The 24,298-nt window shown below is 63.0% G+C and carries 22 protein-coding genes and 1 CRISPR repeat array; of the genes, 12 read left to right on the forward strand and 10 right to left on the reverse strand.

Translation table 11 applies throughout. The annotated features are described in order from the left end of the window. Positions 1-6: 6 nt before the first annotated feature. The 4 genes from traF to traJ are packed head-to-tail and all read right to left on the reverse strand — an operon-like array spanning position 7 to position 4,779. A complete protein-coding gene (gene traF, locus QZ648_RS12525) occupies positions 7-543 on the reverse strand; it encodes a conjugative transfer signal peptidase TraF (RefSeq protein WP_291997263.1) in 537 nt (178 codons plus the stop codon). After that, positions 540-2,450 carry a type IV secretory system conjugative DNA transfer family protein gene (locus QZ648_RS12530; protein ID WP_291997264.1) on the reverse strand — a complete coding sequence of 637 codons (1,911 nt, stop codon included), beginning with the start codon at positions 2,448-2,450 and terminating at the stop codon, positions 540-542. Before QZ648_RS12530 ends, traF begins: the two co-directional genes overlap by 4 nt. Further along, positions 2,447-4,375 carry a TraI/MobA(P) family conjugative relaxase gene (gene traI, locus QZ648_RS12535; protein WP_291997265.1) on the reverse strand — a complete coding sequence of 643 codons (1,929 nt, stop codon included), beginning with the start codon at positions 4,373-4,375 and terminating at the stop codon, positions 2,447-2,449. Before traI ends, QZ648_RS12530 begins: the two co-directional genes overlap by 4 nt. A 35-nt stretch (positions 4,376-4,410) precedes the next feature. After that, complete coding sequence (gene traJ, locus QZ648_RS12540) at positions 4,411-4,779, reverse strand: conjugal transfer transcriptional regulator TraJ (RefSeq protein WP_291997266.1); 369 nt, start codon at positions 4,777-4,779, stop codon at positions 4,411-4,413. Positions 4,780-5,107: 328 nt separating this feature from the next. Between traJ and QZ648_RS12545 the strand changes: the two genes are divergently transcribed. From QZ648_RS12545 to QZ648_RS12555, 3 genes are read left to right on the forward strand one after another with little or no spacing between them, the layout of a single operon-like run. Next, entirely contained in the window at positions 5,108-5,497 is a 390-nt protein-coding gene (locus tag QZ648_RS12545) for a TraK family protein (RefSeq protein WP_291997267.1), read from the forward strand. Further along, entirely contained in the window at positions 5,497-6,222 is a 726-nt protein-coding gene (locus tag QZ648_RS12550) for a conjugal transfer protein TraL (RefSeq protein WP_291997268.1), read from the forward strand. Before QZ648_RS12545 ends, QZ648_RS12550 begins: the two co-directional genes overlap by 1 nt. Continuing rightward, on the forward strand, positions 6,222-6,659 hold the full coding sequence (locus tag QZ648_RS12555) for a conjugal transfer protein TraM (RefSeq protein WP_291997269.1): 438 nt from the start codon (positions 6,222-6,224) through the stop codon (positions 6,657-6,659). The genes QZ648_RS12550 and QZ648_RS12555 overlap by 1 nt, the downstream gene beginning before the upstream one ends. A gap of 88 nt (positions 6,660-6,747) precedes the next feature. On the opposite strand, the gene QZ648_RS12560 is transcribed toward QZ648_RS12555, so the two are convergent. From QZ648_RS12560 to QZ648_RS12585, 6 genes are all read right to left on the reverse strand, one after another. Continuing rightward, positions 6,748-7,092 carry a KfrB domain-containing protein gene (locus QZ648_RS12560; RefSeq protein WP_169068659.1) on the reverse strand — a complete coding sequence of 115 codons (345 nt, stop codon included), beginning with the start codon at positions 7,090-7,092 and terminating at the stop codon, positions 6,748-6,750. A 263-nt stretch (positions 7,093-7,355) separates the two neighbouring features. Next, positions 7,356-8,240, reverse strand: a complete 885-nt coding sequence (locus QZ648_RS12565; RefSeq protein WP_291997270.1) for a DNA-binding protein — start codon at positions 8,238-8,240, stop codon at positions 7,356-7,358. Positions 8,241-9,139: 899 nt separating this feature from the next. Continuing rightward, entirely contained in the window at positions 9,140-10,804 is a 1,665-nt protein-coding gene (locus QZ648_RS12570) for a DEAD/DEAH box helicase family protein (RefSeq protein WP_291997271.1), read from the reverse strand. Beyond that, on the reverse strand, positions 10,801-10,998 hold the full coding sequence (locus QZ648_RS12575) for an HNH endonuclease signature motif containing protein (protein WP_291997272.1): 198 nt from the start codon (positions 10,996-10,998) through the stop codon (positions 10,801-10,803). The genes QZ648_RS12570 and QZ648_RS12575 overlap by 4 nt, the downstream gene beginning before the upstream one ends. After that, positions 10,995-11,270: a helix-turn-helix domain-containing protein gene (locus tag QZ648_RS12580; protein ID WP_291997273.1), complete on the reverse strand. Its 276-nt coding sequence runs from the start codon at positions 11,268-11,270 to the stop codon at positions 10,995-10,997. Before QZ648_RS12580 ends, QZ648_RS12575 begins: the two co-directional genes overlap by 4 nt. Before the next feature lie 17 nt (positions 11,271-11,287). Then, the gene (locus tag QZ648_RS12585) at positions 11,288-11,587 is read right to left on the reverse strand and encodes a hypothetical protein (RefSeq protein WP_291997274.1); all 300 of its coding nucleotides are present in this window, start codon (positions 11,585-11,587) and stop codon (positions 11,288-11,290) included. Between the two features lie 155 nt (positions 11,588-11,742). Between QZ648_RS12585 and QZ648_RS12590 the strand changes: the two genes are divergently transcribed. The 9 genes from QZ648_RS12590 to QZ648_RS12630 all read left to right on the forward strand — a co-directional run bounded on the left by QZ648_RS12590 (position 11,743) and on the right by QZ648_RS12630 (position 22,582). Continuing rightward, positions 11,743-12,063 carry a hypothetical protein gene (locus QZ648_RS12590; protein WP_291997275.1) on the forward strand — a complete coding sequence of 107 codons (321 nt, stop codon included), beginning with the start codon at positions 11,743-11,745 and terminating at the stop codon, positions 12,061-12,063. Continuing rightward, positions 12,060-13,031: a CRISPR-associated endonuclease Cas1 gene (gene cas1 / locus QZ648_RS12595; protein WP_291997276.1), complete on the forward strand. Its 972-nt coding sequence runs from the start codon at positions 12,060-12,062 to the stop codon at positions 13,029-13,031. The genes QZ648_RS12590 and cas1 overlap by 4 nt, the downstream gene beginning before the upstream one ends. 216 nt (positions 13,032-13,247) lie before the next feature. Further along, positions 13,248-13,865: a CRISPR direct-repeat array (repeat unit 36 nt; unit sequence GTCCGTCGCACCTGCCCGCTGATAGGGCTTTGTGAC). 643 nt (positions 13,866-14,508) lie between these two features. Beyond that, positions 14,509-15,345: a hypothetical protein gene (locus QZ648_RS12600; RefSeq protein ID WP_291997277.1), complete on the forward strand. Its 837-nt coding sequence runs from the start codon at positions 14,509-14,511 to the stop codon at positions 15,343-15,345. Between the two features lie 53 nt (positions 15,346-15,398). After that, entirely contained in the window at positions 15,399-16,448 is a 1,050-nt protein-coding gene (locus QZ648_RS12605) for a hypothetical protein (RefSeq protein WP_291997278.1), read from the forward strand. A gap of 3 nt (positions 16,449-16,451) precedes the next feature. Continuing rightward, positions 16,452-17,492: a hypothetical protein gene (locus QZ648_RS12610; protein ID WP_291997279.1), complete on the forward strand. Its 1,041-nt coding sequence runs from the start codon at positions 16,452-16,454 to the stop codon at positions 17,490-17,492. Then, positions 17,489-20,473: a hypothetical protein gene (locus QZ648_RS12615; protein ID WP_291997280.1), complete on the forward strand. Its 2,985-nt coding sequence runs from the start codon at positions 17,489-17,491 to the stop codon at positions 20,471-20,473. Before QZ648_RS12610 ends, QZ648_RS12615 begins: the two co-directional genes overlap by 4 nt. Beyond that, the gene (gene cmr4 / locus QZ648_RS12620) at positions 20,470-21,366 is read left to right on the forward strand and encodes a type III-B CRISPR module RAMP protein Cmr4 (RefSeq protein WP_291997281.1); all 897 of its coding nucleotides are present in this window, start codon (positions 20,470-20,472) and stop codon (positions 21,364-21,366) included. The genes QZ648_RS12615 and cmr4 overlap by 4 nt, the downstream gene beginning before the upstream one ends. Positions 21,367-21,376: 10 nt before the next feature. Further along, entirely contained in the window at positions 21,377-21,787 is a 411-nt protein-coding gene (locus QZ648_RS12625) for a hypothetical protein (RefSeq protein ID WP_291997282.1), read from the forward strand. 6 nt (positions 21,788-21,793) lie between these two features. Then, positions 21,794-22,582, forward strand: a complete 789-nt coding sequence (locus QZ648_RS12630; RefSeq protein ID WP_291997283.1) for a hypothetical protein — start codon at positions 21,794-21,796, stop codon at positions 22,580-22,582. The last annotated feature ends 1,716 nt before the right edge of the window (positions 22,583-24,298 follow it).

Genomic DNA, 24,298 nt, shown 5'->3' on the forward strand with positions numbered 1-24,298 from the left:
TCCTCCTCACCACGTAAAAACGGGGCGGATGACGCCCTTGATTTGCGAACGATCGATCGGACCGAAGTAGCGGCCATCGAAGGAGATACCGCTGACGTCCGACATCAACAGCAGTTCGGAACCGCTCAGCGTGAAGCGCTCGGCCTGAAAACGCGGCAGGGGCCGGCCAGCCAAATCGGCCTCGATCGGGGCGCTCAATGGCAGCAGTTCGCCATTCACGCGCACGCCTTCGGCGGTGATGCTGACGGCGTCGTTTTTAGCGGCTAAAACGCGCTTCATCATGTAGCCGTACTCACCGGGGCAGAAGCCGGCCCCGATGTAGCCCCTTGCCTTGGCCTCATCGAAGACGCCGGCTTGCGGCGGGCAGAAGATGACGTAAGCGCCTTTGACGACAGGGTCGCCGCTCAGCCAGTACACGCCGACTGGAATGCTCCGCGTGCTGTTCACGCGCGCACCGCTTGCGTAGGCCATTGCGCCCAACAGCAGCACGGCACCGCCGGCAACGGCAGTCGCCACGCTGACGCGCTTGAGGAGGCGGCTCATATCGTGATGGCCTCTGCTGCTGGCACCGTGTGCACGTGAAGCAGCTTGTCGCTGTTCTCCGGCGCAGGGATGGCGGCGCGGGCCTGGAACAGTGGATCCTTGAAGTAGAGCGGTTGCTTGCCGTAGATGGCCGGATAGCCGGCCACGTACACCACCATGTCGCCGGCCTCGTCGATATCGCCGTTGGCGTTCTTGATTGCGCCGGGCATGCGCAGGCACTCGTCGGGAGTGAGCAAGGGCCGCTGCACTTCCTGGATGGTGCGCGAAACCTGGCCAAGCAAGGCGCTCGTGCGACGGCCACTGGTAGTGACTTGCTCCTTGGCGACGGTGGTTTGCCCGGTCAGCTTCGAAAGGTGCTCGGCCGTCTCTACCCGGTTCGGCGGGTAGGCGGTTTGAACGTGACAATTGGAGGTGATGCTTTCGTCGTGCCCGTAGCCGGTTTCACGGCTCTTGAGCTGGTTGATGTCCTGGCAGATCAGGTAGCACTTGATCCCGTAGCCGGCCACGAAGGCCAGCGACTCCTGCAGGATTTCGAGTTTGCCAAGGCTGGGGAACTCGTCCAGCATCAGCAGCAAGCGGTGCTTGTAGTGCGCGACCTGGCGGCCGTCCTTGAAGTCCATCTTGTCGGCCAGCAGGCGCACGATCATGTTCACCATGATGCGCACCAGGGACCTCAAGCGAGCCTTGTCGTTGGGCTGGGTGACGATGTACAGGCTGACCGGCTGCTCGTGGTGCATCAAGTCGCGGATATTGAATTCCGATCGGCTGATGTTGCGGGCGACGATGGGATCCCGGTACAGGGCCAGGTAGGACTTGGCGGTGGACAGTACCGAGCCGGCTTCTTCGTCGGGGCGATCCATCATGTCGCGAGCGGCCGATCCGACGGCCGGATGGTTCTCGCCGCCAATGTGGCCGTAGGTGCGCATTTCCATCCACAGCTCGGCGATGTCCCGATCGGGATCGGCCAGCAGGGCATCGACGGCCGGCAGGGTCGCCGCCGTTCCCTCGTTCCTGGCCTTGTAGAGCGCATGCAGGATCACGCCGACGAGCAACGCCTGGCCGGTTTTCTGCCAGTGCGATTCAAGCCCCTTGCCGTCCGGATCGACGATCAGGGTCGCCAGGTTCTGCACGTCGCCGACCTCGTTTTCGGTACCGGTGCGGATTTCGTCCAGCGGGTTCCAGCAAACGCTGCCGTTGGCGGAGGCCGGCTCGAAGCGCAGCACCTTGTTGTGCGCGTGCTTCTTGCGCCATCCGGCAGTCAATGACCAGAGCTCGCCTTTGAGGTCGGTGATGACGGCGCTCTCGCCCCAGGAAAGGAGAGTCGGCATGACCAGGCCAACGCCCTTGCCGGAGCGCGTCGGCGCGTAGCACAAGACATGCTCCGGGCCGTTGTGGCGCAGGTAACGCTGCTTGCCCTGCTTGTCCAGCCAAGCACCGACATAGACGCCAGCGCTTGTGGGCAGCGCCTTCCCGGAGAGGAGCTGCCAGAAGCTACGTGGCCGGGGCAACAGCCCGGAAGCCTCGATATCCTTCACGTTCGCCCAGCGAGCTGAACCATGCAGGTAGGGGTTGAGCTTGGCCGAGTTCGCGAGAACCATCTTGGTGACGGCCAGGCCGAGCAAACCCGCTGCGCTAACGGTCATGCCGATACCGCCGGCACGCATGACGGCGTCCGGGTACTGGCCGTACCACGTACTGACCCAACCCAGGATCGACCACGGCGCATACACGTGGTTGAGGTGAGGACCAAGGACCGCCTGGTACTGGAAATCGTGCGCAAAGAACTGGGTGGCGGACTGCAGGCCCGCAACCAGCGACGCAACACCCAAGGCTGGGATGATCTTGTCGGCCTTGGCTTTCGGTGCGCGTACCTGCGGACCGACGGCGTTGTTGAATTTGTCTTTCACCTGCTTCGCCCTTTTGTCTTGGTTGAACCCGGCTGAGTGACGGTGACGGCATCACCGACGACAACGCGCTTCTGGCGTTGTGCGGACACTTCGGCAGTCGGCACCCCCTGCATTTCCTCGCCGTGTTTCAGCAAGGCCGGCGATTGACCCTCGCCCTGGTGGGTGCCGGCGGAAGTATCCGCCCCGCTTTTATGATCAGTATATCGTATATTGTTCTTTATATCGAAATGCGGAGAAGGCCCCTGGGCACGCTTTTTGATGTGTTCCCCAGTCAACGCCATGGCTGGCGACACCACTCCTGTCCGGGAAAAATCCGGCCGCAGCCCGTGATCCGACCGTTCTTCCTGTTGCTCCGGGCGAGCACGGCCCGCCATGCCTGCTTCGCTCAAGAGCACTTGTCGACGCCGCTCCAGGACGGCGTCTTCAAAGGTGAGCGGAAGATTCCCGAGCGCAGCTGCGCCGGCGACCTGCTCCCGGAATTCGGCGGTGCCGTTGACCGTGATGCGGTTCCCGTACCGCTCCATCGCCATGCGCAAGGCTGCCTGCAAGCCGTCCTGCGTGACTCCCCGAGAGACTTTCAGCTTCTCGCCGTCGTCCCTGACCGCCGACGAGCCAAACCGGTAGATGATGGTCCCCGTCTTGGTGATGCTGTCCGGGCGCGCCTCGGCTACTTGGTTTGCCTGCTGCCCGCCTGTAGCTGCCAGCGTGTTTCCCTTGAGACCCTGCGCAGCATCGCGTGCGCGCAGGGCGGCCAGTGCCTCGCGATCTCCTTCGGTGGCCTTGCGGCGCAACCAGTCGGCCCAGCTCTGACGCTGGCACTTCTCGTGAATGGCTTGTCGATCCTTCAGGTACTGCTTGTTGATCTTCTCGATTTCGTCCCGGAGCGTCTTGCTTGCGAGCGCATAGAGTGCCTTGCGGCCAACACCCGGGTCACCCAGTAGCTTGATCGCGGCGCGCTTCAGGCGACCGCTCCGCTTGGCGGCTTCAATCAAGCGATTCTTCCGGTCACGCGCCTGCGTCCAGGCAAGCGAACGCGAGGCGCCGATGTCCTGCTGCTCGGCTTTGTACCTGGCGTACAACTCAACCGTATCGACCCGTGTACGAATGGGGCGCGGCTCGTACTGCCGTGCCGGCTTCGCCGCCTGGTTGGCCGTCCACTCCGCTGAAGCTTCGAAAGGACCAAGCCGAGCTTCGAGCTTGCACTTCGACAACTCGCGGGCAACGGAACTCGCCTTGACCATCGTCCCCGACTGGTCGGCAATGATCAAACCGTTGCCGCGGGCCCGCAGTTCCAGGCCGTTGTCGCGCATCACTGCATGCAGGTCCGCCCAGGACTGCGCGGCCTGGATCTCCTTCAGGCATTCGCGCTGGATCCAGCCAAGCAGGCTTTCGACGCCTGCATGACGTTCCATATCGGCCGCGCGATTCTCCGCGCCGCGCTTCTGCGCCTGGTGGTTGTCACGCTCCAGGCCGTAGTCGAGTTCCAGCCGCTCGCAAAGCTCGCCCAGGATCTTGTGGTCGTTGTAGGGCGTGTGGATCGAATAGCGGGTGGGGTGAATCTTGTTGATCGCAATATGGATGTGCAGGTTGTCGGTGTCGTGGTGAACGGCACTGACACGCTGGTGATCGCCGTAGCCGAGCCCCTCGCAAATGCGCGCCTCGATAGCATTCAAGGTGGTTTCGTCGGGCTCGTCGCCGCGGAAGCTGACAATCAGGTGATAGGTCTTGTCGGACTCGGCGCGGGTGTTCTGGACCTGGGTGTTGATGACCTCGAAAATCGCCGCGTCCGGCCGGCCTGACTGGCAATTCGTGACAGTCACGCCACCAACGCGCTCGGCTTTCTGCTGCGCGTTGGTGATGTACTTCACCAATTCGGCGAAGTCGCTCTTCTTGACCGACTTCATGGGCACTTGCTTGACGATCATGCCTGCCCCCCGGCGTTTTAGCCGCTAAAATTTTTTCAGTCAGCCCTGGGCCTGACCACCGTCCCCATGACGTGAATCATCTGGTCCTGCGTGGACTCGATCCGGGACAGCACCGCCCGGATGGTGGCCTCACCGACCGAAGCCAGACGAGCGTCGTCGGTCAGCCAGAGCTTCAGCAGGCCACCGAGTCGGCCCAGGTCCCCATTGATCCTCGCCAGCTCTTCCACCTGCTTGTTGTCCACGATGCCGCGCACCTGATAGCCAATGCCGACGTTCAACAAGAAGGTCGACAAGCTCAGGCCAGTCGCGGCCGCATTCGCCTGAATCTGGTGCCGCTCTTCGGGCAGGCAATACACCTTGATCGGCGGACTGCCTTTGCGCGTTGCCTTGTTTTCCTTCTCCATCGTTCCCCCAGTTGTGGCGGCGACAGCCGGCTGCCTCGCAGAGCAGGATGTCCGTTGAGCACGAAGTGCGAATAAGGGCCTCGTGAAGAAGGACGACCCGCCTGCGGGTGGGCCTACTTCACATATCCTGCCCGGCCCAACAGCGTTGTTACGCCAGAAGTGACAAGACACAGCGCGTTGCCGGGGCGTTGCTGCAGCGTTGCTCTGCCTTGCATTTCGATATATCGTATCATTGTTGAAGACAAAACCCGACACGCAGCGGCTAAAGCGCGGTTTCAAATCGGTGCGTCAGGCAGAAGAAGGACGGAACAATGCTTACGAAACGGTCATGACGAAGAACTTGTCGGTGCGCATCGCAGAACGCGCAGCCCAGAAGAAGCCGTCCCGTAACGGACAGAACCGGGCGACCTTTCTGGCCATACGGGGGGATGTCAAACAGGCCCTCGATGACGGCTGGCCAGTCAAGACCATCTGGGAAACGCTGCACGAGGAAGGCAAGGTTTCCTTCAGCTACCAGGCATTTCGCGGCTACACGAACCGCCTGCTCCTGTCCTCGTCAGCGAGCAGGGCAACAGTGTCGACGCCGATGGCCGTCGACTCACGGATCGGCAAACAGCGCGACCCGGCAACAGCCCAGGCGACCGAGAAAAACCCGGAGGGGCCGACGACAAGCGGCTTCACATTCAACAGAACACCGAAGAAGGAGGATCTACTCTAATGGCCAAAATTCACATGGTCTTGCAAGGCAAGGGCGGCGTCGGCAAGTCGTTCATCGCGACGGTGATTGCGCAGTACAAGATGAGCAAGGGGCAGCAACCCCTGTGCATCGACACCGACCCGGTGAACGCCACCTTCCACGGCTTCAAGGCGCTGAACGTTCGGCTCCTGGAGATCATGCAGGGCGACGAAATCCAGACCCGCAGCTTCGATACCCTGGTCGAACTGATTGCTCCGTCGAAAGACGACGTGATCATCGACAACGGCGCCAGTTCGTTCGTACCGCTGACGCACTACCTCATCAGCAACCAGGTGCCGGCGCTGCTACAGGACATGGGGCACGAAATGGTGGTACATACCGTGATCACCGGAAGCCAGGCCCTCCTCGACACCGTCAGCGGCTTCGCCCAGCTGGCCAGTCAGTTCCCGGCCGAAGCCCTGTTCGTGGTCTGGCTCAATCCCTTCTGGGGAGCGGTCGAGCACGAGGGCAAGAGCTTCGAGCAGATGAAGGCCTACACAGCAAACAAGGCTCGAGTGTCGGCCATCGTGAAAATCCCGGCGCTCAAGGAAGACACCTACGGCCGCGACCTGAGCGACATGCTGCAGGAGCGCCTGACTTTCGACGAAGCCCTGGCGATGGACACCCTCACGATCATGACGCGGCAGCGGCTCAAGATCGTCAAGGGACAATTGTTCAGCCAACTGGATAGCGCGGCGGTGCTGTGATGGCCGACCAGGTCGAAGATCTGATCAAGGAAATCGCGGCCAAGCACGGCATAGCCGTCAGCCGCGATGACCCGATCCTGATCCTGCAAACAATCAACACCAGGTTGATGCAAGACAGCGCCAAGGCCCAGCAAGTCATGCTCGATCAGTACAAGGAAGAACTGGAAGCGCTTGCGCTGCGCTGGGGAAACGATGCCAAGACCAAAGCGGAAAGGATCTTGAATGTGTCTCTTGCAGCCAGCAAGGAAGCCGCGGCGAAGCTTATGCAAGAAGGCGCGAAGGAAGCGGCAGCTTCGGTGCGTGGTGAAATCGATGTGGCTCTGCGCCGCGTCGCCGGCCCGGTTCGCGACGCCCGGCGAATCGGTGCCTTGAACGTGGTGGCGTCGTGCATTACGTGTATTGCGGCAGCGATCGCCCTATGGGCTGCTGTCCATTGAATGCAAACCTGCCGCCACGGCACGCATGTCGTCGAAGGCATGCAATGCTGGGCGCGGGAAACCCTCGATCTTTAGCGGCTAAAGGGTGTCATCGGGACAATCCACGGCTCAAATGCGCCGCCAAGACCGAAGCAACCGCCCTGCCCTGGTCGTATCTGATGCTCGCGTTGCTGCCGCTTTCAGGCACCTTGTCGAAATCGGACCGAGCATGCTTGATGAAGCTCTTGCCGACCTGTTGAAAAACACTTTCTTTGTCGGCGTACAGAATCACGCCATCGTGGGTCTTGTTCTTGTCGGCTTGACTGGCTAGATACAGGTTGTAGATGCCGGGCTTGACGGTTCCGGCTCTGTCCACCTTGTCGTTCTGCCACTGCCCTTCCTGCTCATGCTGAACGATTCGTTGGCCGTTCATCACAAGAAGGCGCTGTTTCATGGGTTGATCCTATCCGAGAGTGCCGCCACATGGCTGTCAGGTAGAGCGGCGTGCACAATGAAGTTCACTACCTGCAGGTTAAAAACAGCGTGCAAGTCTAATACGATAGGTCGCAATTGGAAACCACGAAGAAACGATTATTCGTTTCTAAACAGACTGTTACGCGGCTTTGCGCGAGCCGTCTAGAAAACAAAAGTCGTCCAATAACTCATTGACTTAGCATCTTCAGGAGTGGCTTTCGGATAGGTGCAAGCGCTTCGACTTTATCGGTCTTTGGGGAAATCATTTTCGGACGTTGTACCAGCGACCCGCCCTGTCTTGACGGCTTCAAGAAGACTGCGCTGCTGCTCCTTCAACGCCTCGACCTGACCGCGCCAGTTTGAAGCCTCCTCGCGCGCCGATCCGACCTCTTTGCGCGCTTCGTCGCGCTCCATTTGAGTAGCCGCAAGACGCTCGGCAGCCCGGTGCGCCTCCTGGGCGGCAGTCTTCCGCTGTTCCTGATGCGCCTGCTCGGCAGACTCGGCCTTGGCCCGCAGGGCCGCAACCTCGCTGCGCACCTGCGCAGCATCCTGGTGGGCAAGGTCCAGCTCTGCCCGCAAATCCGCCGCACGGCGATCAATTTCGATTGCCCGCTGCTCGGCTATGGTCGCCCGACTGTCGGCAGCCAGCTTGGCATTCACCGTTTCTTGAAGCTGCTGCGCAAGTTCGGTCGAGCGCTTCTGCTCAGCGTGATTCTGGGCGCTTAGCTCCTCGATTTGCCGGCATGCGGTCTCCAACTCGACCGCCTGGGCGTCATAGGCATCGCCCAGTTGCTTATTGAGCGTTTCCGCCTCGGCCCGCTCGGCTTCCCACCCCGCTTGCGCAGCGCGCAGCGATTCGTTTGCCGTGTCTTGGGCGGACTGCCACAAGGCGGCCAGCGCCTGGCTATGAAGCTGATGTACAGCATCCGGAACAGTGATCGCCACCGGCGCCGCCTGGGCGGTCTGGGCGCGCCGCCACTGCTTCATCGCGGTAGCAGCATCGTTCATGTTGACCTTGGACGCCTTGCGGACCGCATCCACCGTAGGAAAGGAGCCCCGGCCGGCCTGCTCATAGAGCGAGTCAGCGGCAGTGAAAATGCGGTCGCGGGTGTCTTTGTTCAGTTCCATGTGCGGCGGCTCCTTCGGTATCAAGCGGCAAAAATAACCGTAATAATAATTATATTCTTCTTATTCTTCTTTGTTAAGGTTTCCGGGCTGGGGCACGCCAAGGCCGACTGTGTTCCGCACGCTGCAAACTGTTTCATGGCGCACGGCTGCGCGTCGGGACATATTGAGCGCGGCTAAACATAGTCCGGATGGTGACCGTACTCAGAATATTGAGCGATCTGTACAGGGGCGCAGAGTGACAGGTCGCGACCGCCTCACCGAAGGAGCAACGGCGCTGCTCCTGCGTCGAACGGATGGAATTGCTCGCTGCAGAGGAAAGGCCGGTGGTGAGCATCCGGCCGGACGATGACTTGGAGGTGTTGGATCGGACTCGGCGGCTGGTAGGCCTGTCCACCAGCCGAAACGACGCAGACCCGCGCATGCGGTTGCGTCGCCGCCTGGCTGAAACCCCAATCGAAATCTCTCTACGGGGGGCGAGCATCCACCAAAGCCGCCAAGCCTGGGAGGATTATGAATTGCGCATGCAGCGGGCCGGACTACCAACCTCCTTGAATCAATATCATCATTTCGACCGTTCAGGAAAGTGAACGCCTTAAAACTGTTTCCTGTTCCGTTAGCCCCAGGATCTATACGCCCAACTCGTCAATTGGGCGAAGGAGCATCTGGTCGTTCCATTACCAGACCGACCACTCACTGCGGCACGGCCGGCTGCGATCAACGCGTCGGCGCGTTTCGCCGGGGCACTCCTTCCAGACTTGCACGAACGAAAGTGTTTCGACGAGCGAGCCGCGCCCATGGAATTCGACGGCAAATTAACCGGAACGATCGCTGAAGGACGAGCGCACGAAGAGATGTCTCGAATGGCTCATCGAGCGTCGCAAGGCGAAGGCTGAGCCGGTTCATTGGGCGACGAGAATCTTTCGCAGCCGTGCCCAGCTTTCGTCAGGTAGCGTTTGGAGAATCTTCACCAGCTTGCTGTCGCCGCTCCTGAGGATCAGATTCCGCACTGCGGGAGCAATCTCTTCGGCGGCCACTACCTCGCTCTCGTCGATGTCCATCCCGCGCACGATGGCCCCGGTGCGCAGGGCTTCATCCAGCGTCAGCGTGAAGTTCTGCGCGAAGCTGGCGCCGCAGGCATGGCAGGCGGTTGCGCTTACCGGGTTGAGTGCTCCGCACTCGCCGCAGGGCTTGAGCCGCTGCGGCCCGACCGGGAATTCGTGGCCGCATTCGGCACAGCAGCGCTCGCCGAGCGCGCATTCCCGAGCACAAGCCGGACAGCGTTTGGTCTTGGGCTCGCCGGACGGAACACGCGCCGCGAGCGACATTTCGTTTTCGACCCGCCGCGCAAACGTCTCGAAGGTCTCGAAAGACGGCATCAGCACGTAGGCTCGCGTATCGTCGTCGTGACCGGCGGTGCGAACCACGCGTCCGATGGCCTGGCGGAAGGCCAGTTCGGTCAGAGCGTTCGGCAGGTAGACCAGAACGCGCAGGCGCTTGATGTCCACCCCTTCCGAGACCATCGCCACCGATACCAGCCAGCGTTTGTCGGTGTTGCGAAAAGCGCGGATGCGTGACTCCGGGTGTGCCAACTGGCTGTGCACCAGGAGCGGCTTCTCGCCTTCGATCTGCTCGATCAGATCGACCATGTACTCAGCCATTTCAATTGACGGCGCGATCACCAGCCCGCCAGCATCGGGCATGCGGTGGCGAAGGTCGGTCAGTTTCGCGCTGCCCCACTCGAGCATGGTCGCCTGGTAGCCGGTGAGTAGCGGCGTTCTGCCGTCGCGCTCGTACTGCGGCGTACGCGCCAGACGATAGAAATCGAGCGCCGTCTGCAGCCCCGGGATGCGTGCCAGATCCGCCGGAATCGCGGCCTTCTGGTGGCCGGAAACACGTATCGTGTGGCCACCCTCGAGATCGACGGAAAACAGTCCCTGATGACGATGAAAGGTTACCGGCCGGCAGTAGCCGAGATCCACCGCATCGCCGTAGGTCAGCGTGTAGGTGCCTTCCTCCGGCTGGTCAATGGCGCCGGCGTCGTCGTAGGCGAGCCAGATCGACTGCGCACCGTCCGAGCGGATCGGGGTGCCGGACAAGACCAGCACAAAGCTCGCATCGGTGAAGGCACTGTCGGCGCTATCGCCCCAGGCGGCCTCGATTGCGGCGTGATGATGTTCGTCGCAGATCACCAGCACCCGCGCCGCGCGACACACCGCCTGCAGTTCCGGCTGCAGGCCCTGAATGGCTGCCCAGGTCGCGCAGACATCGATGCCCAGTTCGCCGATGTCGCCGTCACGGGCGGTCACCTTGCCCATGTGGCGGCCGGTGACCCGTCGGAAATCATCGGCCCACTGGCTGACGATCTCGGAGCGCGGCGCGACGACTATTACCCGGTCGATCTCGCCGAGTTCGATCAGTGTCTGGGCGATCGCGCAGGCCGCCAGCGTCTTGCCGGCGCCGGGCGCGGCGTTGATCAGGAAGTGGCGGTCGAGTCGCTTCTGGACCAGCCAGGCGATCGCCTTGTGCAGCGCCTGTTGTTGCCACGGACGAAGCTGCAAGTTCATTTCGCGCCCTTGCTGAGGTTGCAGCTGGCGCAGAGCGCCTGCCCGTTGTCGGTCACCGTCCGGCCTCCGCGCGAGAAGGCAAGGACATGGTCGGCGTGAAAGCGCGTGCCAAGCTCGGCGCCACAACGCTGACAGCAGCCACCGGCCCGCCAGGCGAGCACGCGTTTTTGAAGACGATTGAAAGTCCGTTTCATTTGCTCACCCAGTATTCCGTCAACTGCACCTCGCGGACCGGAAGGTTGGCTGGCGGCTGCAAGACCGCATGTCGATTGATCCTTACGGCCGCCGCCGCATAGCTGACCAGCCGTGACTCGATGACGAAGCCCTGGCGGCGCATTTCCTTGATCAGATCCGGCAGGTTGGCAACGCCGTAAAGCACCATCGCCTCCAGGCGGGTGATTGCCTGCCCCGATATCAGATGCTCCTTGGCGGCCATCGCCAGCCCATAGCGCAAAGTTTTCATCATCGTTTCCCCTGTCTCAGTCAGCTCACCAGCCACTCGCTGGGACGCATGCCACCGCAACCATCGCTGCTCTCCCAACCCATCCGGTTCCACTCCCGGCACAGGTTGCGCCAACCGCCGTCGGCCAGGGCCACGTCCACCGCTAGCATGTCCAGCGGCTGCCGCTCCGCCCGCAGGTCGTAACCCGTCGCGTCGTTGTCGAGCGAAAACAACTCGACCAGGGAAGCGGCGCAGGCCAGCGCCTCAGCCGCCGTGGCTTTCCCGCCCACGGTCTGCCGCAGTTCCCGGTAAATCGCTGTGACCTTCGCCGACTGCCGCATCGCCGCCTCCCGTTGATTGCTGTCTGAGCAGGCAACGACCGAAGGAAGATGATTTTCAAAAGCCGCCTGTGACGACCCGATGAGCATGTCGTGCCTTGCAATTCAGCATCCGGCGCACGTTGCACGGCTAACAGGGGATCAACTTCGGGACGACCATGAAGACAGCTTCGCAGCGCGACACCGACAACCAGAAGCTCACGGCGAGCAGCCCGGCGCACGCGGTTCCCGTCTATGTCGCTTACGACATATCGGAATGCCGCCGACGCAATCGTCTGCATCGCTTGCTGCACGGTTTCGGCGAGCCGGTGCAGGAATCCCTCTTCCTGTGCTGGCTCGACGCCGTTCGTCAGCGGCGGCTGCGGGTCCTGCTCGACGACTTCCAGCGCGCGCCGCACCGCGGGCAGGAAAGAGTCCATTGCATCGCCGCGCGCATGGGCACCGAGGCCGCGCCGGCAAGCGAATGGATCTGTGAATGAGCGCCGTCCTCTACATCGACCGCCACGGCGTCAAGGTCGGCGCCTCGCAAGGGCGCCTGACGCTAAAGACCCCGAACCAGCCGGACCAGACGCTGCCCTTGCACCAACTCGAGCAGGTCATTGTCCTGGCGCACGCGCACTTCAGTCATGACGCCATAAGCACGCTGCTGAAGGAAGGCGTACCGGTCATTTTTTCCGCCTTACGTGGCGGTTTTCGCGGCTCGCTGTCCGGCCATGCCGGACGCCAGGTCATGCGCCGCAAGCGGCAGTTCCTGGCAATGGATGACCCGGAAGGGCGGCTGACCGTCGCCCGTGCGCTGGTGCAGGCGAAATTGCGCGGTCACGGCCGGCTGCTTCGGCAATGGCGGCTGCCCGGCAGGCACGAGATCGCCGCCGGACTGCTCGCCAGCCACCACTGTGGGGACCTTGACACCCTGCGTGGTTACGAAGGTGCAGCCGCACGAGCCTTCTTCGACGGCCTGCGGCATCATCTGGAAGCCAGCCCCTTCCACTTTGAACAGCGTCGCCAGCATCCTCCGCCAGACCCGGTCAATTCCGTGTTGTCGCTGACCTACACCCTGCTGTTGAACGAGGTCGAGGTGGGTGTCGCCGCGACCGGGCTTGACGCGGCGGCAGGGTTCTACCACGCGGCCGATGACGGCCGGCCGACGCTGCTGATGGATCTGGTCGAGCCGCTGCGACCACTCGCGGACCGGCTCAGCGCAAGGCTCCTGACGAGTGAGCTGACCCCAGACGATTTCGAGACCGAGGGGGATTGCTGCCTTCTGCGCGACGGACGGCGTGGAATCGTCTACCAGGCCTGGGAGCAGCTGCTTTCCGGGCAGGTCAGCTGGCGCGGCGAAAAGACGGCCTGGCGCAGGCTCATCCACCTGCAGGCGCGAGAACTCGCGCACTGGCTCGACGGCAGTATTTCTGCCCCGCGCTTCTGGCACCTCGACGACAGCTGAGGCCGGCACGCGAAGTGCTAGACTCGAGGGCCTCGCGTTTATTGCTCTTTGAAAACACGGCAGTTGTTATTGTGGGGTTCACCCCGCTGCAACGCATTGATAGATCACAGGAAGACTTTTCCGAGGGATGATGGACGCATTTTCGGCCCGGTTTTTGACCCCGTTCACCTTTTCCACCCCGGAAAGGCAGGCGGGGCAAGGGTTGCAGAAGGCACTGTCCGTCGCACCTGCCCGCTGATAGGGCTTTGTGACTAGTTGGGACGAACCCAAAAAATGCTTGCTGCTCTTTTGTCCGTCGCACCTGCCCGCTGATAGGGCTTTGTGACACGGCGGCTAGGATGATCCTGCTTTTCGATTTGCCTGTCCGTCGCACCTGCCCGCTGATAGGGCTTTGTGACTTGTCAATGGTGGCCATGGTGATGGCAGTTACATTGTCCGTCGCACCTGCCCGCTGATAGGGCTTTGTGACTCATTGGTCTTTTCGTCCCGGACTTCCGTACCAGCAAGTCCGTCGCACCTGCCCGCTGATAGGGCTTTGTGACTCGGCACGCGCCGCTTCGGTGGTGGACGGGCTCTTGGTCCGTCGCACCTGCCCGCTGATAGGGCTTTGTGACCTGTCGCGCACCTCGCCGAAGACCTCTACCTTTTGATGTCCGTCGCACCTGCCCGCTGATAGGGCTTTGTGACCACCCCCGTTCTTCTGGCCGCCGCTTCCAGGTTCGCGTCCGTTGCACCTGCCCGCCGATAGGGCTTTGTGACTTGAAATGCTTCCAGAAGCACCACGCCGCGAGCATGCCGGTCCGTTGCACCTGCCCGCCGATAGGGCTTTGTGACCTGAGAAGGTTGCCGTTTCCCAAGGTGCCCCGACCCCAGCTGAACGTGAGATGCTTCAGAAGTTCCTTGATCGCCAGGACCGCAGCAACGAACGAACCAGCTCCTAGTAACTAACCTCCGGCCCCAACTAATTGAAAATACGCAAACTCTTTGTGAGAATCCTAATGAACGCCACTAGGCAGTTAGGACCTCCCGTTGAAGCTTTCATTCAGACGCTCATCGAGGTAGTCCTCGTGATCGCTGTGATTGGTTGGGTCTTTCTGGAGTTATGGACAAAGGCGCTGTGTGCGCCTTGGTGCGGGTGACCTGTCAAGGTCACGTCCGTCGCACCTGCCCGCTGATAGGGCTTGTGGCGTGATGACGTTGGCGGATTTAAAAGCGCGCATTGCAGTCCGTCGCACCTGCCCGCCAAAAGGGCTTTCTGGCATTGTCTCGAGTTCGAACGTGCAGCCATTACCCATGTGGTCCTTCACCGCCGCCCGCTGAAAGGGTCTGGTGACGGTTCGCCATCTACGGGATTGCGGATCCAGCACTTCCGCCCGCTTTGGCCTTTGCCTGTGCCCCTATCGGGCACAGGCTTTTTATTTTCGGCTTCCTCGTTTCGTTGCCTGCTTATCAACTGACTTCAGGCATAATCGATCACATGACAAACGGAAGCCGTTTTTGCGGTCTGAAAGTGTTCGGGCTGGACCTGCATTTCACGGCCAGCGGTCGTGGCAGTGGCTTTGCCGGGGCTGCGTGGCGAGGCCTGATGGGGCAAGCGCTGTTCGGTGCGGTCTGTTCGTTTCCGGAGCCGGCCTGCGCGACCTGCCCTGCACTTGCTGCCTGCGCCTACCCGAAGTTGTTCAAGCCGCTCGCCGATACGGCGTTACCACCGTTCTGGCTGCATGGCTGGCAGCGTGGGCATGCCGGCTGGAGCGTCGGCATCCGCTGGCTCGGCGCCGGGAGCGGTTTTGCGGTCGGTGAATGGCTGGCTGCACTGAGCGCCGGTGGTACAAATCTGTCCTTCGATGGCGCACCGGCGCAGTTGGAGCACGCGACTGCGCCGGCAACGGCCAGGCGGGCCTGGCGGCGTGGCGAGGGCTGGGTGAGTATGCCCGTGGCACTTGAACTGACGAACGGCCAGCCGCCGTCGTCGGCATGTCGGGTGCGCTTTGTCTCGCCGCTGGTGAGCAAGCATGTGGGAGACCCGCTGTATGGTGCCCTGCACACACGCCTGCAACGGCTCGTGCAGCAGTATGGCGATGGCGCCGAGCTGCCGCGACTCGCGCAGCCCTGGCGTTGCGAGGTGCTAGCGCAGAAAGCAAAGCGGATTCCGCTCGCACGGCGGATGCTCACCGGGACTGAATGGGAACTCGAACTGAACGAGGTGCACCCTGATGCCTGGCCGATGCTGCGCGCCGGGATTGAACTGCATGCCGGCGGGCAGACGGGCATGGGTTGCGGTCAGTATGAAATACTCGCCGCGGCCGAGCCTTGATCGGCTGCTGACAAGCTTGTAGTGCGAACGTGATCCTGGGAGGGACAACAACAATGAACGCACCGGAGATGCTTGCTTGCTTGCGCACGCCGCAGGCGGACGGCCTGGTCCTGCAGTTGAAGACGCTCACCCCGCTCTACACGGGCGGTATCGGCCAACTCGGCGATCAGATTCACCCGTCCAACCTGCTCGGTGGCATCCGGCAGATGTCATGCCTGGTGGCGCGCACCCTGGGTGATGGAGACTTTGAGGGTGCGGTGTGGGGTAATGCCGGCACGGGCAAGACGAAGGCCGAGGCCAAGCAAGTCGCACTGCGCTGGGAGACCACTGGCCTGGCAGCCGTGACACTCCCCGAGATCGTCAGAGTACCCAAAGCGGGAGGCGGCGACTCGCGCTGGTACTTCAATTCGGCTTTCGAGGGCCAGCTTGGCCTGCAGATCTCGAGGCGCGGCATTTCGGATGCGCACTGGCAGCTTCTGACCCTCACCCTGGCGATCCAGATTCGCCACGGCAGCTTCGGTGCCAAGGATCAATTTGGTCTGGGTGTGCTCGCACTGACCGAAGGAGCACGGCCGTTCGCCGTGCCTCTGGATCCTGACGTCGTATTGCCGGATGCGGTCAAGGGCGAGTCGGGCGAACTCAACCTGCTGCGCCATGCCTTCGGCCGCCTGCGCTTTCGTGTCGCACCCGGGCAGCGTCCGATCCTCAACCGCTCAAGTGCGCTGAATCTGGCCTTGGCCACCCGAGCCACCTTGCGCAATGCCCTGCGCGCAAAACCCGACGCATCCGGCACCGAACAGGCCCGCCTGACGGCCTTGCGTCACCAGATGCTCGGCAAACTCAATCAGTTTGGCAGCGCGGTGAATGTCTCGGCCGCCTACGCGACCGAGGATGGCGTCGAACTGCGCCTCGCGGTGGCGCTCAAGCCCGACACCGCCGCCGTGCGTGGCGAAGTGATGAACGCCTTTGCCGCCGCTGCCGGCCACATCGACACCATGATCGAGGGCATTGGCTATCGCGTCGACGGCCGGATCGACTGGGAATTCGGCGGCAAGCACCTGAGTAAGCGTGCGGCCTGGCTCAACAAGCTCGCAGGAGTCTGAAACATGAATTTTGAACTGCTCGCAGAAGAGCGCGTCGCCATCGAGTCCGGAGGCATTGCCGCCGCCCAATGGAGCTGGCAGGCGCACGCCGCGCACCTGCGGCGGGGCGTCGTCAAACCCGAAGACCTTACCGGCCGGCGCAACGACTTCATGGTCCGTCACGCGATGGAACTGCAGGGAGTTGAACTCAGGGACGTCCTCGACGACCCGAAAAAAGCACGCGGCAGCGCCCGCGCGCTGCCCTGTGCGACGCGCGAGATCGATCGCGCCGGCTTGCGCGTGACACCTGTCGACATCAGCGTGTTGCCGCCGTTTTCCGCGGCGATAACGCTGCGTTTTCGCTTGCTGGCGCCGCTGCTGACGCGTGACGACGATCCCTTCTATCTCTTCGACAACCCGGTCCGCAAGGACCATGTCTACGGCGTTCCCTTCCTCGCCGCCGCTTCGCTCAAGGGTCTCGCGGCGGACGCCTTCCAGCGCGGCTTCCCGCATGAGCTGCCTTGGCACGACCTGGGCAAGGGCGACCAGGTCAGGACCATGCGCTACCGTCAGGACACCGCTGCCGCAAAACGCTTGTTCGGCATTGCCAGCGACGATCCGGCAGAACTTGCCAGCGAGGCCGGACGGCTGCATTTTTCGCCACTGTGGTTCTCGCACGTGCAGTACCTGGTGATGAACCCGACCAGGACCGACGGCAGCGGCATCGGCACGCAGCCGATCCAGTTCGAGGCGGTAGCGCCGGTGACTGACAAAGGCAAACCGGTGCAGGCCGAGATCAACTTCTTCTACTTCAACCCGGCCGGCGCCAAGGACTCGGACGAAGCCACGGCGCGCGCCGACCTCGCCTGCTTCGTCGGCGCTCTGGCCGCCTGGTGGCCCGCGCTGGGGCTCGGCGCCAAGCGCCTTGCCGGTTACGGTGCGATCGCCCCGCTTGCCGCCACCTGCCGCGCTACCGGCTACCCGGACATGCCGCAAGCGCTCGAATTTTCCGGGGCGGAGAGCTGGCGACAACTCGCCGAGCGTATCGCGAAGGGCAAGGCATGATGGCGCCCTTCGACGACAACGCTCGCCGCCTCATCCTCGCCGTCGAAATCGCCGGCCTGCTGCACGATCTGGGCAAGCTGCACCCTGGTTTTGCCGGCGAGATGCTGGCGGGCGGGAAGAAACTCAGCAAGGCGACGACGAAATCCTGCCACATCGAGGCTGCGCATGGAGCCATCCTGGAGACTGGCCGTGTCTATCCGGATGCCGGCGAAATCGCTGACAAGCCCGAACTCGCCGCGGTGCTCGCCGGGCTGCTGGCCGACCCCGACTGGGCTGCGGCACTGGCGCTTCCCGCCGGATGGCTCAAGCCCGGCGCCGTGCAGGCGACTGGACTGGGCGCCGCGTTGCGGCAACACCATGCTGCCAACGCCTTCCCCGCCGACCAACTGTCCTTTCTGGGCGATCTCTATGCCTTCGGCGCCGACATCCGTGATTCCGCGCTCGACAAGGGATCCGGCGGCTCCGAGGGCAGCGAGCAATCACCGGTGCACGCGGAAATCGCCGACGCTTTCGGACAAATGCGCGATCCCTACTCGAACGATTTACTTGCCGCACGTTGGAATGAGGCGATCGCCGTCATCAGGAAACGGCTCTTCTCGCCCCTGGCTGCGCAGGACATCGCGCGAACCCGGCGTGCGCTCCTGGCCGACTTGCAGGGGATTTTCGGGAAAGCGCTGGCTGAAACGCGCCGCCCGACCAACGACGTCACCTTGTGGCACCACGCGCACTCGTCCGCCAGCTTCTTCAAGGCGGCCACCGCCGAGGGTGTGCTGCGCACCGATTTCAGCGCGCTGCAGAACGATCAGGGCCGATTCGATATTCCGCAACTCGGGCGAGTCCGCTTCCGCCTGCTCGGCGTGCGCTGGGATTGGCAGGCGCTGACGCGTGGCATGCTGACGACGACGGCGCTGGTCAGTCTTTCGGGACGGCGCCGCGAAGTAGTCGATAGTCTGCGCGAGCTCGTCGAGGAAGCCTCGCCGGTCGGCAACATCATCTACGAAGACGACGACGGTGTTCTGATCCTCGCGCCCGCTTTCCACGAGGACGATAGCGCCGCGTCCGACCTGCTCTTTGCCCGCCACATCCTCGACCCGCTGCAGGAAGCGCTTGCCCGCTGTGTCGAGCCGCTCGGCATAGGGACGCCGTTCCGCGTGTGCTGGAGCGCACCGGCCCTCTACCTCACGGACTACGCCGAGGCCTTGGGGCTGGACCCGGACAGCGCTCGCCAGCGCAGCCTGCAGGCCGGGGAACTCGAACTGCAGGCACTCTGGGATGCGGCCAACGCCGAGCAAGGCCGGCTGATGCAGATTTGCCCGCAGTGCGGCCTACGCCCGGCCGAAACGCGTGAGTACGCGCTGACCGAAAGCCGTAGCCGCGTCCAAAAGCTGTGTGACGACTGCACGGCGCTGGCCGACCGCGACGCCAAACGTCAGCGGGCACGTCATCTCGCCGGCGAATTCGGCTTCCGCAGCAGCGTGAGTAGCATCGAAGAACTGGCCGACGGCGGCGACAGCAGTCGTGTGGCGCTGATCTCGGTACAGGTCGACGCGGGCGCCATCGCTGCCGGTGCCACCTTGATCACCCAGTTGGCCCGGCCACTGGCGTCCTTGCGTTCAGGCCTGGCAGCGGCAGACGACAAGCAGCGGGAAAACAATGAGAAGCACAAGAGTGCGAACGTCTCCTGGCTCAGCGACAGCAACACGCTGGGCGACTGGTTCAACGTGCTTCTTGCCGGCTTGCGCACCGGCGAAATGCCCGCCAAGGACCATGCCATTCTCGCCCGCGCTTTGCTCGGCGAGAACTACTGGCTCGCGAATAACGACGGCCGTAGCGCCGCAGCCAACGCGGCACAGAAGGCGCTCGAGGTGGCTGAGGGCTTCCTCCTGCGCGAATCGGCCGCGCTGCCGCACGAGTGGCGACTCGCCCGCCACGATGGCGATCGCCTTGCCCTGTTCGCCATGCGCAAGCACGCTTCCCCGGCGCGCCTGCAGCGTCTCTGGGATGACCTGCGTGAGCTGTGGAAGGAGTTGGCAAATGAAGTCGCCGGCACACTCGATGGTCGGCTGCTGCCACTGAGCCTCGACGCACGCGGCCTGCGCTTCATCGTCGCCGCGACCGACGCCGACGCCACCGTGGAAATCATTGCGCGGCTGCTGGCGCAGCGACTGTCGAAGGTGCGCGGCGGCCTCGCCGCCCATGTTTCCTGCGCCGTGATGCGGGCGAAGTTCCCGCTCTACGTCGCGCTCGACGTCCTCGGCCGACTCGACGCCCGCGTGCCGCTGGTGCCGCACCAGACCTGGCGAGTCGAATCGGCGCGCAAATCGGCGAATGGCCGCGCCATCGACATCGCCTGGAGCACGCCCCAGGGCGAAGTTGATTGGCGCGTCGACACCGCCACCGGCGACCCTGCGCAGGACGATAAGTGGCACCCCCACGTCATCGCCAGCACGCGTGCCGGCAAGCGGGTCTCTGGCCCGAAACGACTCACGCATGTGCTTGACCTGCTGCCCGGAGACGAAGCGCTGCTGCCACCGATGACCTTTGACTTCTTGGTTCTCGAAGGCTCGGCGCGCCGGCATCAGATCGCGTATCGACGCGAAGGCGAGGAACTGCGCCGGCCGCACTGGGTGCTCGGTGACGCTGGTCGTACGCCCTTGCTGCTCGAGGGCTTTGCCGAGTTTTCGCGCCTGGTCAGGGACAGCGGCTGGGATACCTCGAAGATCAAGGGTCTGCAGGGCGAGATGGTCGAGACCTACGAAAAATGGGTGCGCGACGTTCCCGCCACCCTGCGCCCCACCGGCCGTGACGCCTGGCACGCCCATCTACGCAATATGTTGCTGCGCTACGTCACCGGCGACGATGCCTGCGAGCGACGCGAGCGGCTGTTCAAAGCAATCATGGACGGCCGCTTCTTCGACGCCGTCGAATGGACCACTTTCGTATCCAAGACAAGAAGATCACTCAGTGAGGAAAACGCATGAAATCGCACCCGCTCTACCTCTACGCGCTCGACCCGACCCACATCGGCGCCGGCGGCTATCGCATGGGCCGCGTCGACCTCACCATCCAGCGTGATGCGGGCAGCAATTTGCCGAAAGTGCCTGGCTCCTCGATCAACGGCGCCACGCGCTCGGCGGCGATCTATTCGCTCCCGGACGGCGATCGGCAGCGCGCCATGGCCTACGCTCGCGCCACCATCGACGAGAAGAACAAGAAGCATCCACACAAGGGTGGCGACGACCCGGTCGCGCGCATCTTCGGCTATGCTGAAGGTGATACCGAAGGCGAATCGCGCATCGGCGCGGTGTCCTTTCGCGACGCCGAGATCCTCGCCTTTCCGGTGCCGACGATGCTCGGTCCACGCTGGGTAACCACCGCCCACCTGCTCGAACGCGCCGGTTGCACCAAGGTGCCGCGCCCGGCCAGCGAGGAACAGCTGATCGCTCAGGCCGGAGCCGCAGCGCCCAAGCGATTGAACCTGGGTTGGCTGCTGCTGGCAGCCGAGGCCAGGGAGATTCCCTTCCCCGATGCCGCAAAAGGGCTGCCGGTGTTCGAGCACATCAAGGAGCGGCTGGTCGTGGTCCATGACAACCTCTTCCCGGCCATCGTCAACTCCAATCTCGAAACCCGCACCTCGGTGTCGATTGACTTCGAGACCGGCGCGGCAGCGGATGGTGCGCTATTCACCTATGAAGCGACGCCGCGCGGCACGCTGTTTCGTGGCCAGCTTGACCTGGACGACGGTCGCTTCCCGGAAATCGCCCCGGCGGCCTTGCCGCTGCTCGAAAAAGCGCTGGGCCTGGCGTGCACCCTGGGCCTTGGCGCGATGACCACGCGTGGCTTTGGCCGCATGCAGTTTGCACTGGTCAAGTGAGGAGGATGCCATGCTGAACCTCGAACCTCTCGCCGCACTGGCTGCCAACGAAATGGCCGGGCACGATCCGCAGCGCGCCAACGATGCGGAAAACATCATCACCAAGTCGCTGGCCGTACTCGCCGAGCAAGGGCTGTATGCCTTCGGCCTGTTCCTGGCTACACGCAAGCGTGAGCAGGACCGAACACCCGCCCAGCGCATCGACCAGGAAGCGCGCCGCTTGCTGCAGAGCACCGGGCTGGCCAGCGCCGATCAGGCGCGCGCGCCGGACATGCCGAGCTTCTACCGCAGCCTCACCGCCGCGCAGCCGGGCGAATCGGCCGCTGACGCGTTGCGCCGCCTTCTACTCTCGAAGCAGTTGCTCGAGACCACACTGACCTACGGCCGTTACGCCGCGAAGGCGCTGAAGAACGGGGACTGAGGCGAGATGACCACTTCAGCCACCTTCGCCAGCTTCTCCCTCGAACTGCTCTCGCCGCTGCACCTCGGCAGTCGGCGCGCCGGTGTCGTGGCGCAGACCCATCGCCATGCACCCGGACATCTCTTCGTGCATGCCCTGGCCGCGGCCGTCGGCGCCGCACGCGGTGGTTCGCCGGGCCACTTTGCCGACGCGCTCGATGAAATCATGCGCCGTTTTCGCTTCGGACCGGCGTTCTTCATCGACGGCGAACGCCGGCTCGCTGATGCCGAGGTGGAAAACCTGCTGCTTGCCAGCAGCCACCACGTCACGCTCGACGGCACCAGCCGTTCGGCGGTCGAGTCGGCGCTCTTCGAAGTCGAGCAACTGGTCGTCCCGGCCGGCCGAGTTATACGCTTATGCGGCGGCGTGTGGTTCGACGAAGACCGCCTCGATGCCCGCCCGCTGCGCGACTGGCTGTCGACCATGCGCCTTGGCGGGGAGCTAAAGATCGGCTTCGGCCATGTTCATTGCGACGGCTGGCTGGCTGGCGCCGTGCGCTATCCCGGTGTTGCAGCTGCCAATGGAGATGGCGTACGCTTGGCGGCCGGCGAATTGCTGCCCGGTGCCGCCACCGACGGCGTCGGCGGCGTGCCTTTGCAGCCCTGGCTGGGTCGCCGGCATGATCCAAAGTTTGGCTTCGGCCGGCGCTTGTCGCAGGCGGTCCTGGTGAGAATGCATGGCCGCAGCGAGCACGATGCCCGCTTTCTTCCCTGCGCTACCGGTACGGCTGCGGGGTGTTGGCAGGTCGCAGTCTGACTTGCCTATTTTGCGGTCTGAACAAGGCCCTTTTTCTTTAACAATTCAAGCAGAAGCAGAAGAGACGTGAAGCCGGGGCGTTCACCCCACTGTAACGTGTTGATAGATCACAGGAAGAATTTTCCGAGGGATGATGGACGCATTTTCGGCCCGGTTTTTGACCCCGTTCACCTTTTCGACCCCGGAAAGCCAGGCGGAGCAAGGGTTGTAGAAGGCACTGTCCGTCGCACCTGCCCGCTGACAGGGCTTTGTGACTCGGAGGATGCAAGGGTCAGGGCGAGCTTGATGTGTCCGTCGCACCTGCCCGCTGACAGGGCTTTGTGACTGGGCTTCCCGTTCGCGAGCTTGCGAACCCGGACAAGTCCGTCGCACCTGCCCGCTGACAGGGCTTTGTGACTTGCCGGGGGAACCTTTACTCGGGGGAACCTTTACTCGGGGGAACTCCAGGCGTCCGTCGCACCTGCCCGCTGACAGGGCTTTGTGACCTGTGCCGGACAGACGGGAGCAGCATCATGCTCCCCAGGTCCGTCGCACCTGCCCGCTGACAGGGCTTTGTGACCGGCTCCATGATCGGGTTGTAGGTGTACGCCCCAGGGGTCCGTCGCACCTGCCCGCTGACAGGGCTTTGTGACATCTTTGAGGGCTCGGCGCGCTGCGTCCTCTGGTAGTCCGTCGCACCTGCCCGCTGACAGGGCTTTGTGACCTCAACGCCTTGATGCTATCCGTACCTGCGGTCTTGTCCGTCGCACCTGCCCGCTGACAGGGCTTTGTGACGCAGTAGACAGCGCCTTGATGCTGTCCGTGCCTGCGGGTCCGTCGCACCTGCCCGCTGACAGGGCTTTGTGACAAATAGTGCTTTTTCGAGCAAAAAATAGACATTGAAGTCCGTCGCACCTGCCCGCTGACAGGGCTTTGTGACACCGCCTCGGCAATATTCCCAACGCCAAGCCAGAATTGTCCGTCGCACCTGCCCGCTGACAGGGCTTTGTGACTCCTCAAGTGTCCGCTGAGTGACCTTGCAGCAAGAATGTCCGTCGCACCTGCCCGCTGACAGGGCTTTGTGACCAGTATGCCCGAACGGTGATGCACGCCACACCGGGCGTCCGTTGCACCTGCCCGCTGACAGGGCTTTGTGACATGGCCAGCGTTTTGATATTTGCTGTGAAACCTGCCGTCCGTTGCACCTGCCCACTGACAGGGCTTTGTGACCCGGCTTCAAAGATAGCGGGCGCTTGCCCTCTGCAAGTCCGTTGCACCTGCCCGCTGACAGGGCTTTGTGACTTGCTTCCGCCAGCCGCCTGGACGACCTGGCGCAGTCGTTGCACCTGCCCGCTGATAGGGCTTTGTGACATCGCGCCTTCGCGGGCAATGCCTTTCTGGATTGTGTCGTGCGTCGCACCTGCCCGCTGACAAGGCTTTGTGACCAGACCGTTCTGCTGCCGATGACGTACCAAATTTAGGGGTCCGTTGCAGTCATCAAGGATTACGCGTATCTGTCCCAAGCGGACCCTACTGCTGATATGCTAAAGAAGTATCGCGACGGCAGGGGCGATTGCGCCGCCGACGAGCGGGCGTGCCTGGTGCTGTTGGCGCAGCAGTGCGTCGATGAAAGGCTATCGACGGAATTTCCCGAAGGTGGATGTTGGCTCTGCCATCTGGTATGAGAATGGCCGCAACACGTACCTTCCGATCCACCAGACCACCGCCTGCTTCGGC

The sequence above is a fragment of the Candidatus Accumulibacter sp. ACC012 genome, from assembly GCF_907163155.1.
GTDB classification, from domain to species: Bacteria; Pseudomonadota; Gammaproteobacteria; order Burkholderiales; family Rhodocyclaceae; genus Accumulibacter; species Accumulibacter delftensis.